22 protein-coding genes and 1 pseudogene are annotated in these 25,605 nt (G+C 75.8%); 10 read left to right on the plus strand and 13 right to left on the minus strand.

Translation table 11 applies throughout. The annotated features are described in order from the left end of the window. Positions 1-147: 147 nt before the first annotated feature. Positions 148-1,316: pseudogene (locus DMP15_RS11530) on the plus strand (LLM class flavin-dependent oxidoreductase). Between the two features lie 53 nt (positions 1,317-1,369). On the opposite strand, the gene DMP15_RS11535 reads toward DMP15_RS11530, so the two are convergent. From DMP15_RS11535 to DMP15_RS11575, 9 genes are all read right to left on the minus strand, one after another. After that, a complete protein-coding gene (locus DMP15_RS11535) occupies positions 1,370-2,353 on the minus strand; it encodes an ABC transporter substrate-binding protein (protein WP_337825863.1) in 984 nt (327 codons plus the stop codon). Further along, a complete protein-coding gene (locus tag DMP15_RS11540) occupies positions 2,350-2,760 on the minus strand; it encodes a cupin domain-containing protein (protein ID WP_337826691.1) in 411 nt (136 codons plus the stop codon). The genes DMP15_RS11535 and DMP15_RS11540 overlap by 4 nt, the downstream gene beginning before the upstream one ends. Positions 2,761-2,828: 68 nt before the next feature. Next, complete coding sequence (locus DMP15_RS11545) at positions 2,829-3,914, minus strand: Rrf2 family transcriptional regulator (RefSeq protein ID WP_337825864.1); 1,086 nt, start codon at positions 3,912-3,914, stop codon at positions 2,829-2,831. Continuing rightward, complete coding sequence (locus tag DMP15_RS11550) at positions 3,911-5,026, minus strand: LLM class flavin-dependent oxidoreductase (protein ID WP_337825865.1); 1,116 nt, start codon at positions 5,024-5,026, stop codon at positions 3,911-3,913. Before DMP15_RS11550 ends, DMP15_RS11545 begins: the two co-directional genes overlap by 4 nt. Next, on the minus strand, positions 5,023-5,766 hold the full coding sequence (locus DMP15_RS11555) for an ABC transporter ATP-binding protein (protein WP_337825866.1): 744 nt from the start codon (positions 5,764-5,766) through the stop codon (positions 5,023-5,025). The genes DMP15_RS11550 and DMP15_RS11555 overlap by 4 nt, the downstream gene beginning before the upstream one ends. Next, positions 5,739-6,584 carry an ABC transporter permease gene (locus tag DMP15_RS11560; RefSeq protein ID WP_337825867.1) on the minus strand — a complete coding sequence of 282 codons (846 nt, stop codon included), beginning with the start codon at positions 6,582-6,584 and terminating at the stop codon, positions 5,739-5,741. The genes DMP15_RS11555 and DMP15_RS11560 overlap by 28 nt, the downstream gene beginning before the upstream one ends. 724 nt (positions 6,585-7,308) lie before the next feature. Next, complete coding sequence (locus DMP15_RS11565) at positions 7,309-8,205, minus strand: ABC transporter permease (RefSeq protein WP_100878206.1); 897 nt, start codon at positions 8,203-8,205, stop codon at positions 7,309-7,311. Then, the gene (locus DMP15_RS11570; RefSeq protein WP_337825868.1) at positions 8,195-8,995 is read right to left on the minus strand and encodes an ABC transporter ATP-binding protein; all 801 of its coding nucleotides are present in this window, start codon (positions 8,993-8,995) and stop codon (positions 8,195-8,197) included. The genes DMP15_RS11565 and DMP15_RS11570 overlap by 11 nt, the downstream gene beginning before the upstream one ends. A 28-nt stretch (positions 8,996-9,023) precedes the next feature. Further along, positions 9,024-10,115 (minus strand): ABC transporter substrate-binding protein, encoded by a 1,092-nt coding sequence (locus DMP15_RS11575; protein WP_073574349.1) that lies wholly within the window; start codon positions 10,113-10,115, stop codon positions 9,024-9,026. Between the two features lie 668 nt (positions 10,116-10,783). On the opposite strand from DMP15_RS11575, the gene DMP15_RS11580 reads away from it, so the two are divergent. The 8 genes from DMP15_RS11580 (at position 10,784) to DMP15_RS11615 (ending at position 19,086) form a co-directional block, all read left to right on the plus strand. After that, on the plus strand, positions 10,784-10,882 hold the full coding sequence (locus DMP15_RS11580; RefSeq protein WP_337825869.1) for a putative leader peptide: 99 nt from the start codon (positions 10,784-10,786) through the stop codon (positions 10,880-10,882). A 143-nt stretch (positions 10,883-11,025) separates the two neighbouring features. After that, positions 11,026-12,294: an LLM class flavin-dependent oxidoreductase gene (locus DMP15_RS11585; protein WP_337825870.1), complete on the plus strand. Its 1,269-nt coding sequence runs from the start codon at positions 11,026-11,028 to the stop codon at positions 12,292-12,294. Continuing rightward, on the plus strand, positions 12,291-13,670 hold the full coding sequence (locus DMP15_RS11590; RefSeq protein ID WP_337825871.1) for an NtaA/DmoA family FMN-dependent monooxygenase: 1,380 nt from the start codon (positions 12,291-12,293) through the stop codon (positions 13,668-13,670). The genes DMP15_RS11585 and DMP15_RS11590 overlap by 4 nt, the downstream gene beginning before the upstream one ends. Next, on the plus strand, positions 13,667-15,298 hold the full coding sequence (locus DMP15_RS11595; protein ID WP_304580043.1) for an ABC transporter substrate-binding protein: 1,632 nt from the start codon (positions 13,667-13,669) through the stop codon (positions 15,296-15,298). Before DMP15_RS11590 ends, DMP15_RS11595 begins: the two co-directional genes overlap by 4 nt. Continuing rightward, a complete protein-coding gene (locus DMP15_RS11600) occupies positions 15,295-16,242 on the plus strand; it encodes an ABC transporter permease (protein WP_161151711.1) in 948 nt (315 codons plus the stop codon). Before DMP15_RS11595 ends, DMP15_RS11600 begins: the two co-directional genes overlap by 4 nt. Next, positions 16,239-17,138: an ABC transporter permease gene (locus DMP15_RS11605; protein WP_073574345.1), complete on the plus strand. Its 900-nt coding sequence runs from the start codon at positions 16,239-16,241 to the stop codon at positions 17,136-17,138. Before DMP15_RS11600 ends, DMP15_RS11605 begins: the two co-directional genes overlap by 4 nt. Continuing rightward, positions 17,135-18,763, plus strand: coding sequence for a dipeptide ABC transporter ATP-binding protein (locus DMP15_RS11610; protein ID WP_073574457.1), 1,629 nt, complete (start codon positions 17,135-17,137; stop codon positions 18,761-18,763). The genes DMP15_RS11605 and DMP15_RS11610 overlap by 4 nt, the downstream gene beginning before the upstream one ends. Before the next feature lie 119 nt (positions 18,764-18,882). After that, positions 18,883-19,086: a hypothetical protein gene (locus DMP15_RS11615; RefSeq protein WP_073574344.1), complete on the plus strand. Its 204-nt coding sequence runs from the start codon at positions 18,883-18,885 to the stop codon at positions 19,084-19,086. Positions 19,087-19,255: 169 nt separating this feature from the next. Here DMP15_RS11615 and DMP15_RS11620 read toward each other — a convergent pair whose 3' ends face one another. Then, the gene (locus DMP15_RS11620) at positions 19,256-20,176 is read right to left on the minus strand and encodes a TIGR03564 family F420-dependent LLM class oxidoreductase (RefSeq protein WP_073574343.1); all 921 of its coding nucleotides are present in this window, start codon (positions 20,174-20,176) and stop codon (positions 19,256-19,258) included. A 46-nt stretch (positions 20,177-20,222) separates the two neighbouring features. Here DMP15_RS11620 and DMP15_RS11625 point away from each other — a divergent pair, with 46 nt between their 5' ends. Next, positions 20,223-21,053, plus strand: coding sequence for a helix-turn-helix domain-containing protein (locus DMP15_RS11625; protein WP_073574342.1), 831 nt, complete (start codon positions 20,223-20,225; stop codon positions 21,051-21,053). Between the two features lie 139 nt (positions 21,054-21,192). Here DMP15_RS11625 and DMP15_RS11630 read toward each other — a convergent pair whose 3' ends face one another. From DMP15_RS11630 to DMP15_RS11640, 3 genes are all read right to left on the minus strand, one after another. Continuing rightward, the gene (locus DMP15_RS11630; RefSeq protein WP_073574341.1) at positions 21,193-21,681 is read right to left on the minus strand and encodes a beta-class carbonic anhydrase; all 489 of its coding nucleotides are present in this window, start codon (positions 21,679-21,681) and stop codon (positions 21,193-21,195) included. Positions 21,682-21,943: 262 nt separating this feature from the next. After that, entirely contained in the window at positions 21,944-22,342 is a 399-nt protein-coding gene (locus DMP15_RS11635) for a VOC family protein (RefSeq protein WP_337825872.1), read from the minus strand. A gap of 85 nt (positions 22,343-22,427) precedes the next feature. Next, the gene (locus tag DMP15_RS11640) at positions 22,428-25,592 is read right to left on the minus strand and encodes an arabinosyltransferase domain-containing protein (protein WP_337825873.1); all 3,165 of its coding nucleotides are present in this window, start codon (positions 25,590-25,592) and stop codon (positions 22,428-22,430) included. Between the last annotated feature and the right edge of the window lie 13 nt (positions 25,593-25,605).

The raw sequence follows: 25,605 nt of genomic DNA on the forward strand, positions 1-25,605 counted from the left end.
GTATCACGGGCATCCTGCCTGGTGGGAGCCGTGATCCTGGTAGTCCGGACAGGTGTCCCGCCGGCTGGAAGGTCCGCTGTGGAACGACGTGTGACGGCTGTCCCGGCCGACTTGCGCCGGCAGGTGCGGCACTGTTCCGTCTCCCGGATGGGAGTCACCCTGCACTGGTTCCTGCCCACCATGGGCGACGGTCGTCACCTCGTCGGGGGAGGCCACGGCAACGCGACCGGGTCCGCCGGCGCCCTCCGTCCCGCCTCCATCGAGTACCTCACCACGGTCGCCCGGGCCGCGGAACAGGCCGGGTTCGACGGCGCGCTCACCCCGACCGGTGCCTGGTGCGAGGACGCGTGGCTCACCACCGCGATGCTCGTCGCGCACACCGAGCGCCTGAAGTTCCTCGTCGCGTTCCGGCCCGGCTCGATCTCACCGACCCTGGCCGCCCAGCAGGCCGCGACCTTCCAGCGCCACTCCGGAGGCCGGCTGCTGCTCAACGTCGTCACCGGCGGCGAGTCCCGCGAGCAGCGCGCCTACGGCGACTTCCTCGACAAGGACGCCCGCTACGCCCGGACGGGCGAGTTCCTCTCGGTCGTGACCCGGCTGTGGCGCGGCGGGACCGTCGAACTCGACGGCGAGCACGTCCGGGTCGAGGCCGCGTCGCTCTCGCGGCTGCCCGACCCGGTCCCGCCGGTCTACTTCGGTGGGTCCTCCTCGGCCGCGGGTGACGTCGCCGCCGAGCACGCCGACGTGTACCTCACCTGGGGTGAGCCGGTCGGGGCCGTCCGGGAGAAGATCGGCTGGATCCGGAAGCTCGCCGCCGACCGCGGACGCACCGTGCGTTTCGGGATCCGGCTGCACGTGATCACTCGGGACACCGCCGCCGAGGCGTGGGCGCAGACGCAGAAGCTCCTCGACGCGCTCGACCCCGCGACGATCGCGGGGGTGCAGGCGGGGCTCGCGGCGTCGGAGTCGGAGGGGCAGCGCCGGATGCGTGCCCTGCACAACGGGGTCAAGACTCCCGTCGAGGACCTGACGATCGCGCCGAACCTGTGGGCCGGGGTCGGCCTGGTCCGCGGCGGGGCGGGCACGGCGCTCGTCGGGAGCCACACCGAGGTCGCCGACCGGATCGCGGAGTACCACGAGGCCGGCATCGACGAGTTCGTCCTCTCCGGGTACCCGCACCTGGAGGAGGCGTGGTGGATGGCGAGGGCGTGATGCCGCTGCTGCGCGAGCGCGGTCTCTGGAGCCCGCCCGACGGCACCGCGGCCGACCCCTGCTCGGCCCGGTCCGTACCGTTCGCCGCCGACTACCGGACCTGAGGGACGACCCGCCCGCCGGTGCGGGTCCGGCGGGCGGGTCGAGGAGTAGGAGGTCAGGAGCCTGCGGGGGCGCGCAGGTCCTCGACCGCGGAGGCCACGTCGACCGGGCTGCGCAGCACGCCGTAGTCGGAGTAGCGGTCGGCCACCCCCTGCAGCTCGGCGACGAGTTCGGGGGACAGCGGCTGCGTGTCACGCAACGCCCGCCGGGCCATCAGGTCGGCGACGGCCGCGGGCCGCTTGGTCAGCTCCGCGTAGATGGCGGCGTTCTGCTGCTGGTGTTCCCGGGCCCACTGCAGGGCACGGCCGTAGCGCTCGGTGAAGTCGGTCAGCGCGGCGCGGGTGCCCGCGTCCTCCAGCGCCGCCGTGTTGGCGTCGAGGAAGGTCAGCCCGGTGCCGAGGCCCTTCGCGTCGCGCAGGATCCGCGCGCCGGACTCCTGCTGGGCGACCGCGGTGTAGGGGTCCCAGGTCGACCAGGCGTCGATCGCGCCGGAGTTCATCGCGGCGGCGGCGTCGACCGGCTGCAGGAACGAGATGGTGACCTCGTCGGGCCGAACCCCGGCCTCCTCCAGCGCGCGCAGCAGCAGGTAGTGCCCGATGCTGCCCTGGGTGGTCGGCGAGATCGTCTTCCCGCGCAGGTCGGCGACCGACCGGATCGGCGAGTCCTTCGGCACGAGCAGCGCCAGCCCGCCCTGGCTCGGGGAGCGGGTCGCTTCGACGATCTTGATGCGGTCGGTGGAGGACAGCGCGGTCAGGGTGGGCGCGTCGCCGGCGACGCCGACGTCGATCGCCTCGCTGCGCAGCGCCTCCAGCAGCGGGGCGGCGGCCGGGAACTGCGCCCACTCGACCCGGTAGGGCGCGCCGTCGAGGGCGCCGGAGGCGTTCACCAGCGCCTGCTGGATTCCGGCCTGGTCGCCGACTCGCAGCGTGACCTGCGAGAGGTCGACCGGGCCGTCGTCGGCCGCGCCGGAGCAGCCGGTGAGCAGCAGCGCGAGCGCGGCGAGCAGGGCAGGCAGGGCGAGCAGCGGTCGGCGGGTCACGGGGTGGTCTCCGGGTCGGTGAGCGGGGTGAGCGAGGGCAGGTTCACGACGATCCCCTCCTGCGTGCTGCGGGAGATGACCACGACGGCCGGCACCTCGGGGTCGGGGTTCTCCTCGCGGTGCGGGACCCACGGCGGCACGAACACGTAGTCGCCGGGCTCGGTCTGCAGGACGACCTCGCCGGTGCCGTCGTGGAACACGAACCGCGGCCGGCCGGAGACGACGTAGATGGAGGTCTCGGCCTCGCCGTGGTGGTGGTCGCCGGAGTTCGTGGCGGGGGCGACGTGGGTCTCGCCGGTCCAGAGCTTCGAGGAGCCGACGGTCCGCCCGCTCACGGCCTCGCGGCGGGACATGCCGCTGGTCTGGGCGGTGTCGCCGGACAGGCCGGCACCGCGGACGAGGTGCACCCGGGCGTGGTCCGGCGGGGCGGGGGCGAGGTCGGGGTGGAACGGGTCGGTCGCGTGCGCGTGCGTGGTCACCGGGTATCGCCCTCCAGGGCGGTCAGGGTGCGGGTGGTCAGGAAGTCCGCGACGGTGCGTTCCAGGTCCGCCCACAGCGGGGCGGCCGGGCCGGCCCCGCGGACCGAGGCGATCGAGCCCTCGGTGGCGCGCACGACGTCGGCGACGGTGATCTCCGCGGCCGGGCGGGCCAGCCGGTAGCCGCCCTCGCAGCCACGACGGCTGGTCACCAGACCGGCCCGGCGCAGCGCGAGCATCACGTTGACCAGGGAGTTGAGCGGGACCCCGCGGGCGCGGGCCATCGCGTCGCAGGTGACGGTCGCACCGTCGGCGGCGACGAGCTCGGCGAGTGCCCGCATCGCGTGGTCGAGCCGCGCGGAGACGTTCAGCGGCGCGGCGCGGCGCGACCGGGCGGGCCCCGCCGTGGCGGGCGGCGCCTCGTCGGCGAAGCGGGCGCCCTTGGCGAGGCGTTCGAGGAACTGCACGAGCCGCGCGGCGACGATCCGGTGGAACTGGTCGTTGAGCACGTCGTGCACCCCATCGACGACGACGGCCACGTCGTCGCCCTGGCGGGCCAGCGACCGGATCCCGGCGACCGGGGCGACCGGGTCGGCGTCGCCGTGCAGCCACAGCACCGCCGCGTCGGGCAGCGGGTCGGTCGGCGGCGGGGGCGGCGCCTGCGCGAGTGCCCCCCAGGCGAAGTCGGGGTCGGACTCGAGGAGCCCTCGGTGCACCGGGCAGGCGGTCCGGGCGTCGAGCTCCCCGGCCCGGTCCGCGGGCGCCGGGCCCGGGTCACCCACGGGCAACCCGGCCAGCACGAGCCCGTCCGGGCGGACGGCCCCGGCAAGCTCCCAGGCCCGCAGCGCCCCGGTGTCGGATCCGAGCAGAACCCGCGCCCCGGTCGCGCCGGCCAGCGCGGCGGTGACCTCGCCGGCCCCGGCGCCGGGGCCGGGCACGGCGAGGGTCCACCCGTCGGCGGCGAGCCGCCTGCCGAGGCGGGCGTAGAGGCCGGGGTGCTCGCCGCGGCCGGTCAGGACGGCGACGGTGCCCCGAGAGGTCCCCTCGGGCGTCCACACCGTGCCGGTGGTGGCGGGTGCGCTCACGCGGGGACCCCCACCCCGGCGGCCGCGCCGCGGCGGGCGAGCTCGGCGCGCACGGCGGGCAGCAGCTCGCGGCCGTAGCGGCGGGCGTCGTCGATCGGGTCGTAGCCGCGGATGAGCAGCGTGGTGACACCGATGTCGACGTAGTCGGCGAGCGCGGCGGCGACGGTGTCCGGGGTGCCGACCAGGGCGGTGGAGTTGCCGGCCGCTCCGGAGGCCGCCGCGGTGGCGGTCCACAGGCAGCGGTCGTGGAGCTCTCCGGCCTCGGCGGCGGCGAGCAGGCGCTGGGACCCGACGTTGGCCGGGGCCCCCGGGTCGCGCATCCGGGTTCCGGTGAACGAGCCGTGACCGCCGCGGGCGGCGACGATCCGGTCCCGTACGTCGTGCGCGCGGGCCCAGGCCTGCTCCTCGGTGTCGCCGAGGATCGGGCGGAACGACACGCTGATCCGGGGCGGGTCGGTCCGGCCCGCTGCGCGGGCGGCCTCGTGCACCCGGGCGATCTGCTCGGCGGTCCCGGCGAGCGGCTCGCCCCACAGCGCGAAGACGTCGGCGTGCCGCCCGCCCACCCGGTACGCGGCCTCGGAGGACCCGCCGAAGTACACCGGGATCGGACCGAGCGGGCGGATCTCCTGGGCCACACCCGCGACCCGGTAGTGCTCGCCGGTGTGGTCGAAGGGCTCGGGGTCGGTCCAGGCCCGGCGGACGACGGAGAGGTACTCGTCGGTGCGGGCGTAGCGCTCGTCCTTGTCCAGCCAGTCGCCGTCGCGGCGCTGGTCGGTGTCGCTGCCCCCGGAGATGACGTGCATCGCGACCCGGCCGCCGCCGCTGAAGTGGTCCAGCGTCGCGTACTGGCGGGCGGCCAGGGTGGGGGCGGTGAAGCCGGGCCGGTGCGCGACGAGGAAACCGAGCCGGTCGGTGTGCGCGGCCGCGTACGCGGCGACCTGCAGCCCGTCCGGGGTGGACGACGAGTGGCCGATGAGGACCTTGTCGAAGCCGGCCTCCTCGTGGGCGGTGGCGAACCGGCGGACGAGGGCCGGATCGAGGACCGGTCCGGTGGCGGGCAGGATCTCCGACACCTCCTGGGTCCCGATCATGCCGATGAACTCGATGCTCATGTGCGCTCCTGGGGGCGGTGCACGCCGAGGCGGCCGAGCAGGTCGGCGCGTTGGCGCTGGAAGGCGGGGTCGGTGACGTCGCGGGGGCGGGGGAGGTCGACCGGTGCGTCGTGGGCGATCCGGCCGCCCTCCATCACCAGGACGCGGTCGGCGAGCACGAGTGCCTCCTCGACGTCGTGGGTCACGAGCAGCACCGCGCACCGGTGGCGCTGCCAGAGCTCGTCGACGAGCCCGCGGGCGGTGATCCGGGTGAGCGCGTCGAGTGCGGAGAACGGCTCGTCGAGTAGCAGCAGGTCCGGGTCGCGGACCAGGGCGCGGGCCAGCGCCGCGCGCTGGGCCTCGCCGCCGGAGAGGACCTTGGGCCACACGTCGGTGCGGTGGTCGAGGCCGACCTCGGCCAGGGCGGCCTCGGCGCGGGCGCGGTCGGGGCGCCCGGGCAGGCCGAGCACGACGTTGCGCCAGACCTTCTTCCACGGCAGCAGGCGTGGTGCCTGGAACCCGACGGCCCGCCTGCGGGCGACGGTGACCTCGCCGGTGACGTCGTTGTCGAGGTCGGCCAGGATCCGCAGCAGGGTGGACTTGCCGCAGCCCGAGGCGCCGAGCAGCGCCACGAACTGTCCGGGCTCGATGTCGAGGTCGAGGTCGGTCAGGACGGCCCGGTCACCGAAGTGCCGGCCCAGGCCGCGGACGGACACGGGTCGCGCGGTGGTGCTCACCGTCCGCTGAACGCCGGTCGCCATGACAGCAGCCCCCTCTCCAGGGTGCGCACCACGAGGTCGCCGACCAGCCCGAGCACCGCGTAGAGCGCGAGGCAGACGACGATCACGTCGGTCTGGAAGAACTCCCGAGCGGTGTTCATCTCGTAGCCGATCCCGGAGGTGGCGTTGATGGTCTCGCCGAAGACCAGGGCGAGCCACGCGGTGCCCAGCGCGTAGCGCAGCCCGACCAGGAACTGGGGCATCGCCGACGGCAGGATGACGTGGCGGACCTGGCCGAACCAGCCGAGTCCCAGCGTGCGGGCGGCCTCGACGAGGGTCGCGTCGACGTTGCGGATCCCGCCGAAGAGGTTCATGTAGAGCGGGAAGGTCACGGCGAGCGCGATGAGCGCGATCTTGGGCTCCTCGCCGATGCCGAACCAGATGATCAGCAGCGGGATGAGCCCGATGACGGGCACCGTGCGCAGCATCTGCACGGGCGCGTCGATCACGTCCTCGCCGCGGCGGAACAGCCCGGACAGGGTGGCGAGCAGGACGGCGGCGACGAGGCCGATCGCGATGCCGGACAGCACCCGCACGCTCGACACCGCCACCGCGCTCTGCAGCGCGCCGTCGGCCCACATCTCGGCGGCCGTGACCGCGACGGTGGCGGGCGAGGCGAGGACGTCGCGCGGGAGGACGCCGGTGCTCGACAGCACCTGCCACAGCCCGATGAGCACGACCGGGGAGGCGGTCTTGACCACCCATCGGGGGACCCGGTCCGGGCCGCGGGTGTGCCGGGTGCGGAGGGTCTCGACCTCGGGTGGGGAGCTGGTGCGCTCCCGTTCGGAGACGGTCGTCATGGGGACTCCTGGGGCTCGGAGGGCACGCCCGGCCGGCCCGGCGGCCGGTGCGGCCCGGGCGGTGCGGACACCGGGTGCGGATGCCGGCGCGGTGCGGGTGCCGGGCGGAAGTGACGATGCGGGTGGGCCGTCGCGGGGACGGGCCGGGTACGGGTGGGGGACGCCGGAGGTACCGGCACGCCGGTACCGGACCGGACGTGCGGGGTGGGCACGGTGGTGGGGCCGGTCTGCCCCACGGGGCCGGTGGAACGGGTGTCGTCAGGTGGCCGGCTACGTCGGCGGGGTGCGGAGCCGCGGTGGTCCGCCGCCCAGGGGTGGCGCGCACACCGGCCGGGGTCACCCCCCCCGGGCGGCCGGGGCGCCGGACCGGCACCGCGGGCGCGGTCCGCCGGGGTGGTGCGGTCGGGGCGCGCGGGCGCCGCGGACGCGACCGGGCGGCGCGGTGCGCCGGACCCGTGTCAGGACCGACAGAGCGCCGACGCGACGCGCGCGAGGTCGATGTGCGCGCGCGTGGTCAGCGGAACCGGAACGGTCATACGGTGACGGTAACCGTCCCGAGCCCGAAACCCAACCCTTGGAGTTGGGATTGGCGTCACGACGTTTCGGCTGGTGGGACCGGGTGCGGGAACCCGTCCGGACACCTGGGGCCACACACGCGAGCGGGCCGTCCGCACGGGGGTCCGTACGGACGGCCCGCTCGTGGGACCGGGAGGTCGACGGCCGGTCAGACGGTGAGCGCCAGCCCCCGGGCGCGCAGGACCCGTCGCTCCAGCGGGCGGAAGACCAGCAACTCGACCCCGATGCCGACGATGAGGATCAGCAGGATCGCGGCGAACACCTGGACGATGTCGTTCACGTCGGCGCCGTTCTTCAGGTAGGCGCCCAGCCCGACCCCGAGGGCGGGTCCGGCCGCGATGATCTCCGCTGCCATGAGCGAGCGCCAGGAGAACGCCCAGCCCTGCTTGCACCCGGCGAGGTAGCCGGGCAGCGCCGCGGGGAGCAGGACGTAGCGGGCCATCTGGTAGCCCGTCGCGCCCAGGACCTGGCCGGCCCGGGGCAGGATCGGCGGCACCTGGTCGATGCCCGCGACCAGGCCGTTCGCGATCGAGGGGACCGAGCCGAGCAGCACCACGAAGAAGATCGTGGCGTTGGTCAGCCCGAACCACAGCACCGCGGCCGGCACCCAGGCCACCGACGGCAGCGACTGCAGGCCGGTGAGCAGCGGGCCGATCGCCGCACGCACCACCGGCACCTTCGCGACCACCACACCGAGCGGGGTGGCGATCACCAGTGCGAGCAGGAAACCGAGGGCGGCCCGGCTGACCGAGGTCCACAGGATCGACCAGATCTCGCCGCTGGCGACGGTCTCGCCGAACGCGGCGGCCACGTCGGCCGGGGCGGGCAGCTTGTACTCGGGCGTGACCGCCGAGGCCCACACGAGCTGCCAGACCACCACGATCACGACGAGCGCCACCAGCGGCGGCAGCCAGGTCCGCAGGAACCGCTGCCACCACGGTGTCGTCCGCTCGACCGGGGTGTCGAGCGCGTCGAGCCCGGCGACCGCGGCGGCGGAGTCCCGGTCGTTCTCGACGACCGTCATCGAGGAGTCCTCACGCGGCATGGCTGGTGATCACCTGCCGCAGCCGTCCGGTGATGTCGTCGTGCAGCTCGGCCTGGGCCTCGGCGTCGTGGCCGTCGGCGGGCACCGTCCACTCCCGCACCACGGTGCCGGGCCGCGAGGACAGCAGCACCACCCGCTCGGCGAGCCGGACCGCCTCGCGGACGTCGTGGGTGACGAACACGATCGTGGTGCCGGTGGCCCGCCAGACGCGCAGGAGCTCGCCCTGCAGGACGTCGCGGGTGATCGCGTCGAGGGCCGCGAACGGCTCGTCCATCAGCAGGAGCCCGCCGGTGCCCTGGTCCTCGCCGAGACCGGTCGCGGCGGCGAGTGCCCGGGCCAGCGACACGCGCTGGCGCATGCCGCCGGACAGCTCGTGCGGACGCTTGCCGCCCATGCCCTCCAGGCGCACCAGCGACAGCAGCTCCTCGGCGCGCTCCTGCCGGGCCGACCGGCCGTGCCCGGCGAGCTTGAGCGGCAGCTCGACGTTGCGCAGCGCGGTCAGCCACGGCATGAGCGCGGCCTCCTGGAACATGAACGACGGCCGGGCGGACCCCACCGTGACCTCGCCCGCGGTCGGGGCGTCGAGCCCGGCGAGCAGGTTCAGCAGCGTCGACTTGCCGCAGCCGGACGCGCCGAGCACACAGACGAACTCGCCGGCGCCGACCCGCAGGTCGATCCCGTTGAGCGCGGTCACCGCCCCCGGCCCGGTGCCGAAGGTCTTGGCGACCCCGGACAGCACCACCGCGGTGTCGCGGGTCGGGGGACGTCGGGTGGTGAGGTCGACGGTCATCGGTGGGTTCCCCTCGTGGGTGGTGGTGTCAGTTCCGGGAGGCGAGGCCTGCCGGGTCCACGGCGGCCTCCCCGGAGCTCGTCCGGACCGCGTCGACCGCGGTCGGGTCGAGGAAGCCGGTCAGGTCCGCCTCGCTCTTCGCGATGCCCGCCGTGACCGAGTCCTTCGCCAGCTGCGGGAAGGTCGAGGCGAGCGGGTCGGAGTCGAAGGACAGCTCGGTGAACGCGCGGTCGAGGATGTCGGCCGCCAGCGGCTTGCCGGTGATCTCGCCGATCGCCTCGTTGGAGACGGTCTTCGCCTGCGCCGGGTCGTCACGGATCAGGGCGATGGCCTTCTGCTCGCCGCGCAGGATCGCCTCGACGGTCTCGGGGTGCTGCTGCAGGAACTCGGTCCGGACGATGACGACGGTCGTCGGGAACTTCCCGCCGGGCCACAGGGACTTCTCGTCGACCAGGACCTTCGCCCCGGCGTCGACCAGGCGCGAGCTCCACGGCTCGGGCAGCCAGCCGCCGGCCACCTTGCCCTGCTTGAACAGATCGAGGGTCTGCGGGTTCTCGATGTTCTGCACGGTCACCGCGTCCGGGCCCTGCCCGATCGGGAGCTTGTTCTCCGACAGCCAGGTCTTCAGCGCGATGTCCTGGGTGTTGCCCAGCTGGGGCGTCGCGATGATCGTGCCCTTGAGCTGCTCGGGCGAGGTGATGTCGGGCCGGGTGACCAGCTGGGCGCCGGCCGAGGTGGAGCCCGCGACGAGGCGCACGGCCTCGCCGCCCGACTTGGTGAACGCGTTGATCGCCGGGCCGGAGCCGATGAACGCGACGTCGATCGAGCCGCCGAGCAGGGCGTTGACCTGGTCCGGACCCGCGTTGAACGTCTGGGTGGTGAGCGTCGTGCTCCCCAGCTCGGCGGCGAACAGGCCCTGCTTCACACCGACCAGGGCGGGGGCATGGGTGATGTTCGGGAAGTAGCCGAGGCGGACCTCGGTCGCGGGGGAGGTGGCGCCCGCGGCGGTGGTGCTCTCGTCGGCGCGGGAGCAGCCGGCCAGCAGCCCGAGCGCGGTGAGGAGCGCGAGCAGGACGGCGGTGCGCGCCCGGGATCCGGGGCGCAGGACGTGCGGGGACATCGCGGAACGGGGTCCTTCCGTGGGGGCGGGCGGTCGGGGACGACCGCTGCGCGCCGGGGCCGGCCGGCCCTGGGAGGGCGTGCCGGGGTTCGGGACGGGTGGCGGGCCGGAGTGGTGTCCGGCGGGCGGTTCCCGGTCCGGCGGGTGCGTCGCACGCCGGGGGCGTGGCGTTACGGCCTGCGGGACGGGGACCGGTCAGCGACAGAGTTCGCTGTAGGCGGGGGCGCGCCGGCTCGGCCAGAACGGCTCGAGGCCGGTCGGGCGCAGGGGCACCGCGTGCCACGCGGTGCGCGTCTGCCGCTGGGGGACGGGGGCCGTCGCGTCCCCCACGAGCCGTGCGGTGCGCGAGGGCCGCCGCTGGCTCGTCGTCACCCGTCCAGGGTGCGCGGTGGTCACCTCTCCGGACAACCCGGAGTCCACCAACCAGGAACGGCCGCGGGCTGTCCGGACACCTTCCGCGGCATTCGGGTGGTGATTCCGCAGGTCGGGAGACCTGCTGCGGTGCGGGTCACTCGCTTGCGATGCGGGTTGACACCCTCGGGCACCGGATACCTACAGTCGGGACGCACACCATCCGGAGCGGCCGAGAGACCCGGCTCGACGACGCCGCAGCAACCCCCCGCAGCACGCGGGTGCGGGTGCTCCAGCCGGGTCCGATGGAGGATCCCATGCGCACGGTCGCCGAGCAGGTGCGCGCCGCGCACCATCCCCGGTACCGCCGCCACGTCGACCTGATGCGGGTCGCGGGCGCCACCTGTCGGATCTGACCGGCGTCCTGCCGGGCGCCCCGCCCACCCGACCCGCCCCGGCCGTCCACGACGGCCCCCGTCCCGGCCGCCGCGTTCCGCGCCGCCCCGACGTCCTTTTCGTCCCGTCGTGCCCCCCCCGGGCGACGAGAAAGCGATGCCGTATGTCCACATCGGACACCACCACCGGTGGCCCCCTGCACCTGGCCGTCGCCCTCGACGGCGCCGGCTGGCACCCCGCCGCCTGGCGCGACCCCGCCGCGCACCCCCGTGCGCTGTTCACCGCCCGCTACTGGACCGACCTGGCCCGCACCGCCGAGCGCGGGCTGCTGGACCTGCTGACGATCGAGGACGCACTCGGCCTGCAGTCCGGGGACCACCTGAGCGGCGCCGGGCGGCGCACCGACCGGGTGCAGGGACGCCTCGACGCCTCGCTGGTCGCCGCCTTCCTCGCCCCGACGACGTCGCGGATCGGTCTGGTCCCGACCGTCACCACCACCCACACCGAGCCGTTCCACGTCGCGTCCGCGCTGTCGACGCTCGACCACGACAGCCACGGCCGCGCCGGGTGGCGGGTGCAGACCTCGGTCCGCGCCGACGAGGCCGCCCACTTCGGGCGCCGCACCGTCCCCGGGGTCCGCCGCGAGGACCTGGGCACCCCGGCCGGGCGCGAGCTCGTCGCCGAGCTGTTCGGCGAGGCCGCCGACGCCGTCGAGGTCGTGCGCAGGCTCTGGGACTCCTGGGAGGACGATGCCGAGATCCGCGACGCGCTGACCGGGCGTTTCGTCGACCGGGACCGGCTGCACCGGGTCGACTTCGCCGGGGAGCACTTCGGCGTCGCCGGGCCGTCGATCGTGCCGCGCCCGCCGCAGGGCCAGCCGCTGGTCGTGTCGCTGGCGCACGGCTACGACCCGGCGCTGCTCGCCGCCCGCGTCGGCGACGTCGTGTTCACCAACCCGCACGACGCCGACGACGCCGCCCGCATCGTCGCCCAGGTCCGGGCCGCCGAGGCCGCCGTGGGCCGCACCGCACCGCCGCTGCGGGTCCTCGGCGACGTCGTCGTGGTCCTGGAGGCGACCGAACGCGCCGCCCGCGACCGGCTCGCCCGCCTCGACGCCCTCGACCCGCTCTCCTCCGACGCCGCCGTCCTCGCCACCACCCCGGCCGGGCTCGCCGACACCCTGCTGTCCTGGCGCCGTGCCGGCCTCGACGGCTACCGCCTGCGCCCGGCCGTCCTCCCGACCGACCTCGACGCCGTCGTCGACGGCCTGGTGCCCGAGCTGCAGGCGCGCGGCGCCTTCCGCACCGCCTACGGCGAGACCACCCTGCGCGCGCGGTTCGGCCTGACCCGCCCGGTCAGCCGCTACGCCGCGGGCGCCCGGGTCGACGCCGTGACCGCGTTCAACCCCGCACTCTCCGGAGCGACCGCATGACCAGGACCGGCAGGAAGCAGATCGTGCTCGGCGCCTACTTCCCGGGCGTCAACCACGACACCGTCTGGAGCGACCCCGCCTCCGGCAGCCACATCGACTGGGAGTCCTTCGAGCACTGGGCGCGCACCGCCGAGCGCGGGAAGCTCGACCTGCTGTTCCTCGCCGAGGGGCTGCGCCTGCGCACCCGCGGCGGCGAGGTCTTCGACCAGGACGTCGTCGGACGCCCGGACACCTTCACCGTGCTCGCCGCGCTGGCCGCGGTCACCGGGCACATCGGTCTGGCCGGGACGATCAACTCGACCTTCAACGAGCCCTACGAGCTGGCCCGGAAGTTCGCGACGCTGGACATCCTCTCCGGCGGGCGCGCGGCGTGGAACGTCGTGACCAGCTCCGACGCCCCCACCGGCGAGAACTTCCGCCGCGGTGCCTACCTCGGCCACCACCAGCGCTACGAGCGCGCCGGGGAGACCCTCGCCGCGGTCCGCGCGCTCTGGGACTCCTGGGGTTCCGACGCCGTCGTCGCCGACCCCGCGTCGGGCACCTTCCTGCGCGACGGCCACGTCGGCGACTTCGCGGTCGCGGGCAACCAGTTCGACATCGCCGGGCGCTTCACCACCCCGCACAGCCCGCAGGGCCACCCGGTGGTGCTGCAGGCCGGCGAGTCCCCGGCCGGTCGCGACTTCGCCGCCGCGTCCGCCGACGCGATCTTCTCCCGGTACCAGAAGTTCGACGAGGCCCGCGCCTTCTACGACGACGTCAAGGCCCGGGTCCGCAAGGCCGGCCGGGACCCCGACGAGGTGCGGATCCTGCCCAGCGCCGGCGTCGTGCTCGGCGACACCGACGCCGAGGCCCGCGAGCGTCACGAGCACATTCACGACCGGCAGGTCGACCCGTGGACCTCGATCGTGCTGGCCGAGATGGTCTGGAACCGCGACCTGTCCGGCTACGACCCGGACGGACCGCTGCCCGACGTCGAGCCCACCCCCGAGGCCCCGACGTGGATCGAGGGCCGGGCCCCGCTGACCCAGGACGCGCACGCGACCGTCGCCGCCTGGCGCGAGCTCGCGCAGGCCCACGGGTACTCGCTGCGCGAGACGGTCAAGCACGTCTTCGACCGCGCGGTGTTCGTCGGGACCCCGGAGCACGTGGCCGACGAGATCGACCGCTACGTGCAGAACGACGCCTCCGACGGGTTCATCCTCGGCTCCCACGTCAGCCCGTCCGGGCTCGACGAGGTCGTCGACCGGGTCGTGCCGATCCTGCAGGAGCGCGGGGTGTTCCGGACCGACTACACCCCGGGCGCCACGCTGCGGGAGAACCTCGGGCTCGCGCACCCGTCGCGTTTCGGCGAGCGCCGTGCGGCGGTGGCGTCGTGAGGCGCCGGTTCCGGCTGTGGCGGGACCTGCCCGCCGGCCGCTCGGCCGTGCTGCTCGCCGCCACCGCGCTCACCCTGACCGCCTGCGGCTCCGGCGCCGGTGGCGCCGCCGCCGACGCGGGCCCGCCGCAGCCGGGCGGGACGCTGGTGTTCGCGGTGTCCTCGGACCAGGGCTGCGCCGACCCGCAGCAGGTGCAGAGCAACGACTCGATTTACTCGCTGCGCCAGGTCGTCGACTCGCTCACCGACCAGGACCCGTCCACCGGCGCGATCGTGCCCTGGCTGGCGACCCGCTGGTCGTCGAACGCCGACGCCACCGCCTGGACGTTCACCCTGCGCCCCGGCGCCACCTTCTCCGACGGCGCGCCCGTCGACGCGGCCGCGGTGAAGACGAACCTCGACCGGGCGGTGCAGCTGGGCGCCCGCGGCAGCCTCCCCAAGGGCTACCTGGCCGGGTACACCGGCACCGACGTCACGAGCCCCACCGAGTTCACCGTCCGGTTCTCCAAGCCCAACGTGCAGTTCCTGCAGGGCACCTCCACCCACAGCCTCGGCCTGCTCTCCCCGGCCAGCGCCGTCCGCTCCGACGACGAGCGCTGCGCCGGCGTCGTCGGCTCCGGTCCGTTCACCCTCGAGCGCTACGCCAAGAACGACGTCACCGTGCTCGTGAAGCGGGCCGGCTACGACTGGGGCTCGCAGCTGTTCACCCACCCCGGCGAGGCCTGGCTCGACCGGGCCGAGTTCCGCGTCGTCCCCGAGTCCGGGGTGCGGGCGGGCAGCGTGCAGTCCGGCGAGGTCGACGCGATCGCGAGCGTCGGCCAGCAGGACGAGGCCCCGCTCACCGGGGCCGGGGTCCAGCTCCCGGCCCGGCCGAACCCGGGCCTGCCGTTCGGGATCACGTTCAACCAGGGCACCCCGCTCGGCGCCGACGCCGCCGTCCGCGAGGCGGTGAGCCGGGGCATCGACCGCAACGAGGTCGTCGCCGCGGTCTACCCGACCCAGACGCGGGCGGCGACGAGCCCGCTGTCGTCGACGACGCCGTCCTACGCCGACCAGTCCGCGCTCGTCGGCTACGACCCGGCCGCCGCGACCGCCGCGCTCGACCGCGCCGGGTGGGTGCCCGGCCCGGACGGCATCCGCGCCAAGGGCGGGCAGCGCCTGACCGTGCCGCTGACGTTCGCCCAGAACATCGGCACCACCAAGCCCGCGCTGGAGCTGATCCAGCAGCAGCTGCGCCGGATCGGGATCGACGTGGCGCTCCGCGAGATCCAGATCGCCGAGACCCAGGCCGTCCTCGACGGCGGGGACTTCGTCGCCGCGTGGGGCAACCTGACCCGGGCCGACCCGGACATCCTGCGGTCGACCTACGGCACCGACGGGACCAACCGCTACCGGCTGCCCGCCGGGCCGCTGCAGGCCCCGCTGGCGGAGCAGGCCGCCACGGTCGACCCGGCGCGACGCGCGGCACTCGCCGGGCAGGCGCAGAAGCTGCTCGCCGAGCGGTTCGACACCGCGCCCGTCGTCGAGCTCACCACCGTGCTCGGCGTCGGCCCGGACGCCCACGGCGTCGCGTTCGACGCGTCCTCGCGCATCCAGCTGCACGACGCCTGGAAGTCCGACGCGCGATGACCGTCCCCTACCTGCTGCGCCGCCTCGGGCTCGCCGCCGTCGTGCTGTGGGCGGCGTGGACGGTCAGCTTCATCGTGCTCTACCTGCTGCCCGGCGACCCGGTCGCGACCATGGCCTCGGGCGACGGCGAGCCGGTGTCGCCGTCCGAGCTGGACGCCCTGCGTGCCCGCTACGGCCTCGACCAGCCGCTGCCGGTGCAGTACGTGACGAAGCTCTGGGCGGCGCTGCACGGCGACCTCGGCACGTCGTTCGCCAGCGGGCAGGACGTGCGGACCGCGGTCGCGCAGGCCCTACCCCCGACCCTGCAGATCGCCGCCGCCGGGCTGCTCGTCGCCGTCGTCGGCGGCACCGCGGTCGCGCTCGCCGCGACCTGGGCCCGGACGCCGTGGCTGCGGCAGGTGCTGGCGTCGCTGCCGTCGCTGGCCGTGTCGCTGCCGGTGTTCTGGGTCGGGCTGATGCTGGTGCAGCTGTTCTCGTTCTCCTTGGGCTGGCTGCCCTCGGTCGGCGACCGTGGACCGGAGTCGCTGATCCTCCCGGCGGTCACCCTCGGCCTCCCGACCGGCGCGCTCGTCGCCCAGGTGCTCGCGAAGAGCCTCACCCAGGCGCTGGACTCGCCGTACGTCACGACCGCCCGCGCCAAGGGGGTCGGCGCGGCCGCGGTGCACCTGCGCCACGCGCTGGGCAACGCCGCGATCCCCGCCCTCACCGTGCTCGGCTACGTCGTCGGGAACCTGCTCGCCGGGTCGGTCGTCGTCGAGACGGTGTTCACCCGGCCCGGCCTGGGCCGGCTCACCGTCGCCTCGGTCGGGGCGCAGGACATCCCTGTCGTACAGGGCATCGTCCTGTTCGCGGCGCTCGCCTTCGTCGTGGTCAACCTGCTCGTCGACCTGGCCTACCCGCTGCTCGACCCGCGGGTCGCCGTCGCCCCCGGGAGTTCCCGATGACCCTGCTCGACCGCGCCCCCCTCGCCGCGCCCGGCGTCCGTGACACACCGCCTCCGGCCGGTCGACGGCCGCGGGCCCGGCTCGGGCGGTTCCTGCGCTCCCGGCCCGGGCTGGTGCTCGCCGGGGCGGTCGTGCTGCTCGTGCTGACCGCGGCGTTCGTGCCGTCGCTGCTCGCGCCCGGCGACCCCGCGGTCGGTGACACCGCACGCCGGCTCGCCCCGCCCGGGCCCGGCCACTGGTTCGGCACCGACCACCTCGGCCGCGACGTCTGGACCCGGGTCGTGCACGGCGCCTCGCTGTCGCTGCAGGCCACCGTGATCGCGGTCGCCGTCGCGCTCGTCGCGGGCGGGCTGATCGGGCTGCTCGCCGGGTTCGCCGGCGGCTGGGTCGACGAGGTCCTCATGCGCGGCGTCGACGTGCTGCTCGCGATCCCCGCGATCCTGCTGTCGCTGGCCCTGATCACCGCGCTCGGCTTCGGGACGGTGAAGGTCGCGATCGCGGTCGGCGTGGCGAGCGTCGCGAGCTTCGCCCGGGTGATGCGCGCCGAGACCCTGCGGGTGCGCCGCGCCCTCTACGTCGAGGCCGCCCGCGCGGTCGGCACCCGCTGGTACGTCTCGCTGTGGCGGCACGTGCTGCCGAACGCGGCCGGGCCGGTCGTCGTGCTCGCGGTGCTGGAGTTCGGCCTGGCGATCCTGGCGGTGTCCGCGCTGAGCTTCCTCGGCTACGGCGCCCCGCCGCCCGCCTCGGAGTGGGGCTCGCTGGTCGCCGACGGCCGCAACTACCTGGCCGTCGCCTGGTGGGTGTGCGCGATGCCCGGCCTGGTCATCGCCGCAACCGTCCTGTCGGTCAACCGCATCTCCCGCGCCCTGGACGGCGAGTGGGGGCGGTCCGCATGAGCGCCCTGCTGCAGGTCGAGGGCCTGGAGGTCACCTACGCCGGGAGCGGGGGGACGGTGCACGCCGTGCGCGGGGTCGACCTGACCGTCGCACCCGGGGAGGTCGTCGCCGTCGTCGGGGAGTCCGGGTCGGGCAAGACCACCCTCGCCGCCGCGTTGCTGGGGCTGCTGCCCGCCGCCGGTGCCGTCGCCGCGGGCACCGTCTCCCTCGACGGCACCACCCTCACCGGGCTGTCCGAGCGCGCGTACCGGTCGGTGCGCGCCGCCCGGATCGGGCTCGTCCCGCAGGACCCGGGCGTCGCGCTGAACCCGGTCCAGAAGGTCGGCGTGCAGGTCGCGGAGGTGCTGCGCACCCACGGGCTCGCCGACCGCCGCTCCGCACCGGCCCGTGCCGTCGAGCTCCTGGGGCAGGCCGGTCTCGACGAGCCGGGGACCCGCGCCGGGCAGTACCCGCACCAGCTGTCCGGCGGGATGCGCCAGCGCGTGCTCATCGCGATCGCCATCGCCGCCGGGCCCGCGCTGGTCGTCGCCGACGAGCCGACCAGTGCGCTGGACGCGACCGTCGCCCGGCGGATCCTCGACCACCTCGACACGCTGCGCCGCGACCTCGGCACCGCGCTGCTGCTGATCACCCACGACCTCGCCGTCGCCACCGACCGGGCCGACCGGATCGTCGTGATGCGGCACGGGCGGGTCGTGGAGCAGGGCACCCCGGCCGAGCTGCTCGCCGGGGCGCAGGACCCCTACACCCGGGAGCTGCTCGCCGCCGCCCCCGGTCTCGCGCTCACCGCCCCGCCGGTGCTGCCGCCCGTCGACACCGCGGGCACCCCGGTCGCCGAGGTCCGCGACCTGGTGAAGGAGTTCCCGCTGCCCCGCGCCCGCGGCTCCTGGACGCGGCGCACGCACCGCGCCGTGGACGGGGTGTCGTTCACGATCGCCCGCGGCGAGACCGTCGCGCTGGTCGGGGAGTCCGGATCGGGCAAGTCGACGACGGCGCGGCTGCTGCTGCGCCTGGAGGACCCCACCTCCGGGCAGGTGCTGCTCGGCGGCCACGACGTGACCCGCGTCCGCGGTGAGGCGTGGCGGGCCCTGCGCCGCCGCGCCCAGCTGATCTACCAGAACCCCTACGCCTCGCTGGACCCCCGGTTCACCGTCCGGGAGATCGTCACCGAGCCGCTGCGGGCGTTCTCCGTCGGTTCGGCCGCCGAGCAGGCCGATCGCGCCGCGGAGCTCGTCGACCGGGTCGCGCTCCCGTCCGGGACGCTCGACCGGCGGCCGGGGGAGCTGTCCGGCGGGCAGCGTCAACGCGTCGCGATCGCCCGGGCGCTGGCGCTGTCGCCGGATCTCGTCGTCGCCGACGAGCCGGTGTCCGCGCTCGACGTCTCGGTGCAGGCCCAGGTGCTGGAGCTGCTCGCCGAGCTGCAGGAGCGCGACGGCCTGTCCTACCTGTTCATCTCGCACGACCTCGCCGTGGTCCGGCGGGTCGCGCACCGTACCGGCGTGATGCGCGACGGCCGGCTCCGCGAGCTGCGGCCCACCGCGGAGCTGTTCGACGACCCGCGGGACGAGTACACGCGAGAGCTGCTCGCCGCGATCGCCGGTAGACGGGCGGGGGTGGTGCAGTGACCCGCACCGTCCTGTCCCGGCGGCGTCACATCGACTACGTGCGGATCTCCTCGACGCTGTGTCGGCCGGTCGATCGACCCGACGGATCGACACCGACACCCTCGTCACCAGGAGACACCATGAGCGTTCCGACCCTGCCCTCCACCGATCCGGGCACCCAGCTGCTCGACGGGCTCGACGCCCTCGTCCGCCGGCACCGCGCGCTGCGCGGCGGCGGCGACCCGGGCAACGACGCCCTGCACGCCGAGCTGATCACCGCCGAGGTGGCCCAGCAGCTCGCGGCGGCCCGCACGGCGCTGCGCCGCCGTCCGCGCGTCGCCTGACCCGTTCCGCCGGGACGCGGCACACCCCGCCGTGCCGCGTCCCGGCGGATCCGGGCGCGCGTCCTGGTGCCGGTGTGCGGATCACCGCGCGCCCGGACGTCATCGAGATGCAGCGCAGGGCTGCCCGGGGCGGCCCACGACAGCCCTGGGCTGCATCTCGGCGCGCTGCTCAGGACGTCGCGATCCGGCCCAGGACGGCGACGGTGCGGGCCCGCTCGGCGGCGTCGCCCAGCGGGCTGACGAGCAGGTCGGTGGCGCCGGCGTCGGCGTAGCGGGCGATCCCGGCCGCGATCACGTTCTCGTCCCCGGCGACGACGAGCCCGCCCGGCGAGCTCAGTCCCTCGCGTTCCAGCACCCCCTCGTAGGACGGCAGCCGGGCGTAGCCGGCGTAGTCGCGGGCCGCCGCGGCCCGCACCCGGTCCGGCTCGGCCGTCGCCGACACCGGCACCCCGACCACGACCCGCGGCGACGGCCGCCCGGCCGCGGCGGCGTCGAGCAGCGGCCGGACGTGCCCGGACACCGTCCGCGGCCCGGTGAGGAAGGTGATGGTGCCCGCCGTCCGCTCGCCCGCCAGCCGCAGCATCCGCGGTCCCAGCGCGCCCAGCAGCACCGGGACCTCCGGCTCCGCGCCGGGCACCGCGGTGTCCGCCGGGTCCGACCCCGGACCCGACGAGCCGGGGACCCGCTCGCCGCGCAGCAGCGGGGCCAGCACGTCGAGGTGCTCCGACAGGGCCGACACCGGCCGGGCGAACGGCAGCCCGTACACCTCCAGCAGCCCCGGGTGGCTGACCCCGAGCCCCAGCGTGAGCCGCCCGCCCGACGCCGCCTGCACGGTCAGCGCCTGCGCGGCCAGCACCCGCGGGTGCCGCGGCTGCACGACGACGACCGACGCGCCCAGCTCGACGTCCGGGACCTCCCGGGCGAGCGCGGCGTACAGGGTGAGCGCGTCGTAGCCGTAGCCCTGGGGCAGCCACACCGACCGCAGCCCGGCCGCGGCGACCGCACGGGCGCGACCCACGATCTCCTCGACCAGGTTCGCCGACCCGGAATCCTCGAGCCCGGCCGCGAGGTTGACACCGATACCGATCATGGGCCCACCGTGCGACGACGGCCGGGCCCGGACCAGGAGCGAACCGATGGGGGTACCCGTGGTGACAGGATCGGCGGCCCCTCCGCGGGCCACGACGGCGGACCGCCGCCGGGAGCTCGGCGCCTGCCTGCGCTCCTACCGCGAGCGCGTCGCCCCGGCGACCCTCGGACTGCCCGACCGGGGCAGGCGGCGCACGCCGGGGCTGCGTCGCGAGGAGGTCGCGGTGCTCGCCGGGGTGGGCCTGACCTGGTATACGTGGCTCGAGCAGGGCCGGGTCACCGCCTCCGACGAGGTCCTCACCGCGGTCGGCCGGGTGCTGGGCATCGACGCCCCCGGCGTCGCGCACCTGATCCGGCTGTCCCGCGACGGGGGACCGGCCGTGGGCGCCGCACCGGAGGAGCTGGCCCCGGTGCTCGCGAGCTGGCCCGCCCACCCGGCGGTGCTGCTGGACGCCCGGCTGGGCGTCGTCGCCGCCAACGACGCGTGGGAGGCCGCGGTCGGCCGTCCCGCCGACGGCGACCCCGGCCGGCGGCACGTGCTGTGGCAGCTGGCCGCCGACCCCGCGGCGCGGGCCCGGTTCGGCCCCGGCCCGGACCCGGCGGTGCCGAGGTTCGGGCCCGGCCCCGACGAGCTGCTCGCCGCGCTGCACCGCCGGTTCCGGATGGCCTCGGACCTCGACCCCGCCGACCCGGGCACCCGCGGGGTCCGCGACGCCCTGCGCACCGACGCGCCGGAACGGGCGCCGCTGTGGGAGTGCCGCGGCGTCGGCGCGTTCGGGCGGCCCCGGGTGCGGCTGGGCGGTGCCGACCGGACCGCCTACCTGCTGGGCGAGGCCGGGGCGCCGGGCGCGGCGGTCCTGGTCCTGCTGCCGTCCTGACCCGGCTGCTCCGTCGCACCGCGGCCGTTCCCGGACGGCGCGGTCGGCCGCCGCACCCCTCGTGGGGCGGCCGCGCCGCGACGGCGGTCGTCGCACCCGTCGCGGCGGGTGCGACGACCGCACGCGGGGTGCGACGGGGCTACTCCACCTCGGTCAGCCGCCCGGTCGCGACGTCGAACACGAAGCCGCGGACCGCGTCGGTGTGCGGGACGAACGGGTTCGCCCGGATCCGGGCGACCGACTGGCGGACGTCGGCGTCGAGGTCGTCGAACGCCTCGGCGGCCCACTCCGGCTTGATGCCGGTCTCGTCGCGGATCGAGGCCTTGAACGCGTCGTCGGTGAAGGTCAGCATCCCGCAGTCGGTGTGGTGGATGAGGATGATCTCCTCGGTCCCCAGCAGCCGCTGGCTGATCGTCAACGAGCGGATCTCGTCGTCGGTGACGACACCGCCGGCGTTGCGGATGACGTGGGCGTCGCCCTCGGCCAGGCCGAGGATGCGGTACACGTCGAGCCGGGCGTCCATGCAGGCGACCACCGCGATCTTGCGGGCGGGTGGCAGCGGCAGCGGGCCGGAGAAGCTCTCGGCGTAGCGGGCGTTGTTCTCGAGCAGTTCGTCGGTGACGGACACGGGGTCCTCCGGAGTGGGCGGTCGGTGGCGCGGGCGTCGTACCCGCGCACGGGGCACGGGGCGGCCACGCGGCGACCCCACGGGGTCGCTACGCGGCCCACCGACAGAGCTCGTCGAACGCCACGACGCGCCGGCCCGGCCAGAACGGCTCCAGCAGCGTGCGCATCACCGCATGATTCGATCGCGATACCCGGTCCGGAGCAAGGAACCGTCCACCGGCTGGGCGGGGTGCGGGGCGTGTCCGGACACTCCCCGCACCGGCTCACTCCGGCCCGGTGAAGAACTCCAGGGCGATGTTGTCCGGGTCGCGGAAGGAGACGCCGCTGCCGTAGTGCGCCTTCTTGACGCCCTCGTGGGCGATGCCCAGGTCGGTCAGCTTCTGCGCCCACTGCTCCAGCTCGGCGTGCGAGCCGACCGCGAAGCCGACGTGGTCGAGGCCGGTGCGCTCCTCGCTGAACGGCTCGCCGGACTCGCGGCCCTGGTGGGTGTGCAGACCGAACAGCATCCCACCGTCGAGGGCGAAGACGGTGTGGTGGAAGCGGCCGCCCTCCTCGTCCTCGTCCAGGACGGGCTCGGCGCCGAACAGCGCCGCGTACCAGCGCGTGCTGCGTTCGAGATCGCTGACGGTCAGGGCGACGTGCTGCAGACCGGGGAAGGCCACGGTGTCCCTCGCTTCGTTGCGTGCGGGTGTCCGCATGTGTCTATCAGCCGGACGCGGCCGCGGGGCCCCTCCGACCGGAGGGTCGTCACGGTGCCGGAAGGGCCGGGTACCCGACCGGGGTCCGGTCGCCCTCCCAGCCCCAGCGGCGCACCGGGACCGAGGAGACGTCGTAGGCATCCACGGCGAGGTCGGTGTCGATCCGGGTGACCGAGCCCCAGTCGGCCTGGTCCGGGTCGTCGGCGGTGTCGATCCGGGTCGCGACGACCTGCTCGGTGGTGGTGCGGCGCATCGCCGCGAAGCTGCCCCCGGCGACGTCGGCGAACGACACGTCCACGGCGAACCCCAGCGACGACGGGCCCAGCACCAGGTAGCGCGGGGTCTGCACCAGCCCGGCCCGGACGGCGGGCAGGTCGCGCAGGCAGGGGGCCGACCAGAGGATCGACCAGTCGACGTAGACCGGGCCGTCGGCGTCGCGCAGCATCGGCACCACCGGCGCCGGGGTGATCATCCGCGGGGCGGCCGCGGCCACCCAGCCACCCGGCCCGACGGCGGTGTCGACGGCGTGCACCCGCACCCGGTCGACGTCCGCCGGGAACGCGGAGACGGGCACCCGCACGGTGCGCCAGCCCGGCCGGTCCAGCGGCACGGCCTCCTGCACCCGCTCGGTGGGGTAGGTGCCGCGGGCACCGGTCGCGGTGTCGTCGAGCGACACGCGCCCGTCCGGACCCGGCGACCCGGCCCGGGCGTACTCCAGCTCCAGGGTGTTGCCCTGCCCGGTCCGTCCGGCGACGTCGACCGACAGGACCCGCTCGCCCGGTCCCGGCGCGACGGCGAACCAGCGGGTGCGGAGCTCGCCGGTGGTGCCCGGACCGCCGTCGAGACTGCCCCAGGCGAGCCCGCCGCGCGGCGGGGCGTCGACCCAGCCGCGGCCCTCGGTGAACCCGGTGCGGGTGTCGGCGCCGCCCGCGGCGGGCAGCGCGCCCGCGTCGACCGGGACCGTGACGTGGTCGAGGATCCCGCAGGTGTCGCGGCCGGTCAGCTCGCTCCACATCTGTCCGCCGACGCTGTAGCCGCCGCCCTGGCGCACCGGGGCGACGACGAAGGACGCCACCACGACCGACACCCCGGTGACCAGGGCGATGACCACGATCCCGGCGGGCAGCGCCGCCGCGGCCCGGGCCGCGGAGTCCCGCCGTGTCCGGTGTCCTCGGCGTCCCGCCCGGTGTACCGCGACGGCGGACACGGCCGGCACCGCCGCCGCCACCACGGCCCACACCGCGGGGGAGTTCAGCGGCGCGAACGGCCCGTCGGCGCGCGGCACACCCCAGCCCGACCACAGGAACCACTCGTTGCGTCCGGAGAAGGCCAGCGCGACCAGCACGACCGCCGCCAGGGTCCCGGCGGCGGCCGCGCCGCGCACGGTCGGGTCGGCGGGCCGCCGGGCCGCGGTCACCACCAGCACCGCCCCCGCGGCGACGGCGAGCGCCCCGGTCCCGGCGAGCGTCCCGAAGTAGTGGGTCCACTTCGACGGAGCCGGGGTGAGCAGCACGAACCCGAGTGCGAGTCCGGCCAGGGGGACCGGTGTCCACCGCAGACCGGGACCCCACCGGTGCGCGCCGCGCGCGACCAGCGGCAGCGCCGCGACCAGCATCGCGACGGCGAGCAGCACCGGCACCCGGCGTCCGAGGCCGCCCTGCTCGGTGCCGAACCCCAGCAGGTAGCTCCAGCGGCGCAACTCCTGGAACCACGGTGTGGCCGGGCCGTAGAACCGGTGCATCTCGGTGGCCCGCGCGACCGTGTACAGGCTCTGCCCGGTGAAGACGGGGGTGAGCCCGGCCGCGGCGATCCCGGCCGCGGCGACGGTCGCCGCGACCCCGACGGCGAGCCCCCCGCCGCCGTGGCGGGTGACCCGCCGCCACAGCGCCGGGAGCAGCAGCACCAGCGGACCGGCGACGGTCACCGCCGACGGCGTCACCGCCAGTGCCAGCCCCGAGGCCAGGGCGGCGGCCGCGGTCCACGTGCCGCCGCGGCGCCCGGGCCGGGCGGCGGCGCGCAGCGCACAGCACAGCGCCGCGGTCGTCGCGAGCGCCGCGAACGGCTCCGGGCGGACCCCGAGGTTCAGCGGTAGCCACCACGCCAGCAGCGCGACGCCGAGCGTGCCCCGCACCCAGGCCCGGCGGTGGTGGCGTGCCAGCACCGCGGGCAGCGCGACCCGCGACAGCAGCAGCCACACCGTGATCCCGGCGAGCACCGAGGGCACGCGCAGCACCAGCGGCCCCACCCCGGTCTCGGCCAGCGCCCGGACCAGGCGGATCACCAGCGTGTACGGCGCCTCCGAGGCGTTGCCCCAGCGGTAGACGTTGCCGAAGTCGCCGGTCGCGGTGCCGGTCGCGTTGCGCGCGATCGCCTCGGTGAAGCCGTCGTCGGTGGACAGCGGCCCGAGCACCGTCCACACCGCGAGGGTGACGACGACGAGCACGTCCGCGGCGGCCCGCCCGAGCCCGGCCGGGGTGCCCACCGCGGCCAGCCGGGCCCGCCGGAGCCGGGCTGCGCCACGGCGGCGCCGGAACCGGTCACCGGCCAGGCGGGCCAGCAGCACCGCGGCGACGGCGGCGGCGAGCCACTGCAGCCCGATCAGCACGGTCTTGGCCGGTGACGACGCGGCGGCGAACCAGTCCGCGGTGCGCGCGGTGACCCGCAGGCCGTCGGCGTCGGCGGGGGAGAGCTGGGTGGTGAACGCGGCGACCGCGCGCACGACGTCGCCGGGGAAGGCACGCGGGGCGCCGTCGCCGAGGGTGACCCGGGACCCGGCCTCGTCGGTGTCGAGGACCAGCCCGCAGTCGTCGCCGGGCGGGACGGGGGCGCGCAGCAGCTCACGGCCCCCGACCTGGACCCGCAGCTCCCCGCCCGGTCCGGTGAGCACGGCGAACCCGATCCCGGTGGCACCGGGCCGCTCCGAGGCCACGACGGTCGTCGCCGTCCCGGTGTCGGCGGAGCGGGCCTGCGCGGCGCGCAGCACCCGGCAGCCGACGTCGACGCGTACCGCCTCCGGTGCGTAGGGCTGGAACGCCGCCGTCGTCGACACCGGCTGCTCGCCCGCCCGGGGCCAGGTCACGGTCGTGCTGCGGGTGTCGACGGGGGCGAACGGCACCAGCGCGGCGAGCAGGCCCGCGAGCAGGCCGGCGAGCAGGGTCGCGACCACCAGGCGGCGGGGGACGGACGGCGGGGCGGGGTGGTCTGAGGGGTGCATCGACTTCCGGATC

The organism is Pseudonocardia sp. UM4_GMWB1 (genome assembly GCF_017312155.1).
Taxonomy (GTDB): Bacteria; Actinomycetota; Actinomycetes; order Mycobacteriales; family Pseudonocardiaceae; genus Pseudonocardia; species Pseudonocardia alni.

What these genes read in the sequence shown, in the direction of transcription:
- DMP15_RS11570 (WP_337825868.1), bottom strand. Translation starts at nt 8,995, where the DNA reads ATGACCGTCGACCTCACCACCCGACGTCCCCCGACCCGCGACACCGCG.
- DMP15_RS11590 (WP_337825871.1), top strand. Translation starts at nt 12,291, where the DNA reads ATGACCAGGACCGGCAGGAAGCAGATCGTGCTCGGCGCCTACTTCCCG.
- DMP15_RS11580 (WP_337825869.1), top strand. Translation starts at nt 10,784, where the DNA reads ATGCGCACGGTCGCCGAGCAGGTGCGCGCCGCGCACCATCCCCGGTAC.
- DMP15_RS11620 (WP_073574343.1), bottom strand. Translation starts at nt 20,176, where the DNA reads ATGATCGGTATCGGTGTCAACCTCGCGGCCGGGCTCGAGGATTCCGGG.
- DMP15_RS11560 (WP_337825867.1), bottom strand. Translation starts at nt 6,584, where the DNA reads ATGACGACCGTCTCCGAACGGGAGCGCACCAGCTCCCCACCCGAGGTC.
- DMP15_RS11565 (WP_100878206.1), bottom strand. Translation starts at nt 8,205, where the DNA reads ATGCCGCGTGAGGACTCCTCGATGACGGTCGTCGAGAACGACCGGGAC.
- DMP15_RS11625 (WP_073574342.1), top strand. Translation starts at nt 20,223, where the DNA reads ATGGGGGTACCCGTGGTGACAGGATCGGCGGCCCCTCCGCGGGCCACG.
- DMP15_RS11550 (WP_337825865.1), bottom strand. Translation starts at nt 5,026, where the DNA reads ATGAGCATCGAGTTCATCGGCATGATCGGGACCCAGGAGGTGTCGGAG.
- DMP15_RS11615 (WP_073574344.1), top strand. Translation starts at nt 18,883, where the DNA reads ATGAGCGTTCCGACCCTGCCCTCCACCGATCCGGGCACCCAGCTGCTC.
- DMP15_RS11555 (WP_337825866.1), bottom strand. Translation starts at nt 5,766, where the DNA reads ATGGCGACCGGCGTTCAGCGGACGGTGAGCACCACCGCGCGACCCGTG.
- DMP15_RS11605 (WP_073574345.1), top strand. Translation starts at nt 16,239, where the DNA reads ATGACCCTGCTCGACCGCGCCCCCCTCGCCGCGCCCGGCGTCCGTGAC.
- DMP15_RS11575 (WP_073574349.1), bottom strand. Translation starts at nt 10,115, where the DNA reads ATGTCCCCGCACGTCCTGCGCCCCGGATCCCGGGCGCGCACCGCCGTC.
- DMP15_RS11585 (WP_337825870.1), top strand. Translation starts at nt 11,026, where the DNA reads ATGTCCACATCGGACACCACCACCGGTGGCCCCCTGCACCTGGCCGTC.
- DMP15_RS11600 (WP_161151711.1), top strand. Translation starts at nt 15,295, where the DNA reads ATGACCGTCCCCTACCTGCTGCGCCGCCTCGGGCTCGCCGCCGTCGTG.
- DMP15_RS11610 (WP_073574457.1), top strand. Translation starts at nt 17,135, where the DNA reads ATGAGCGCCCTGCTGCAGGTCGAGGGCCTGGAGGTCACCTACGCCGGG.
- DMP15_RS11640 (WP_337825873.1), bottom strand. Translation starts at nt 25,592, where the DNA reads ATGCACCCCTCAGACCACCCCGCCCCGCCGTCCGTCCCCCGCCGCCTG.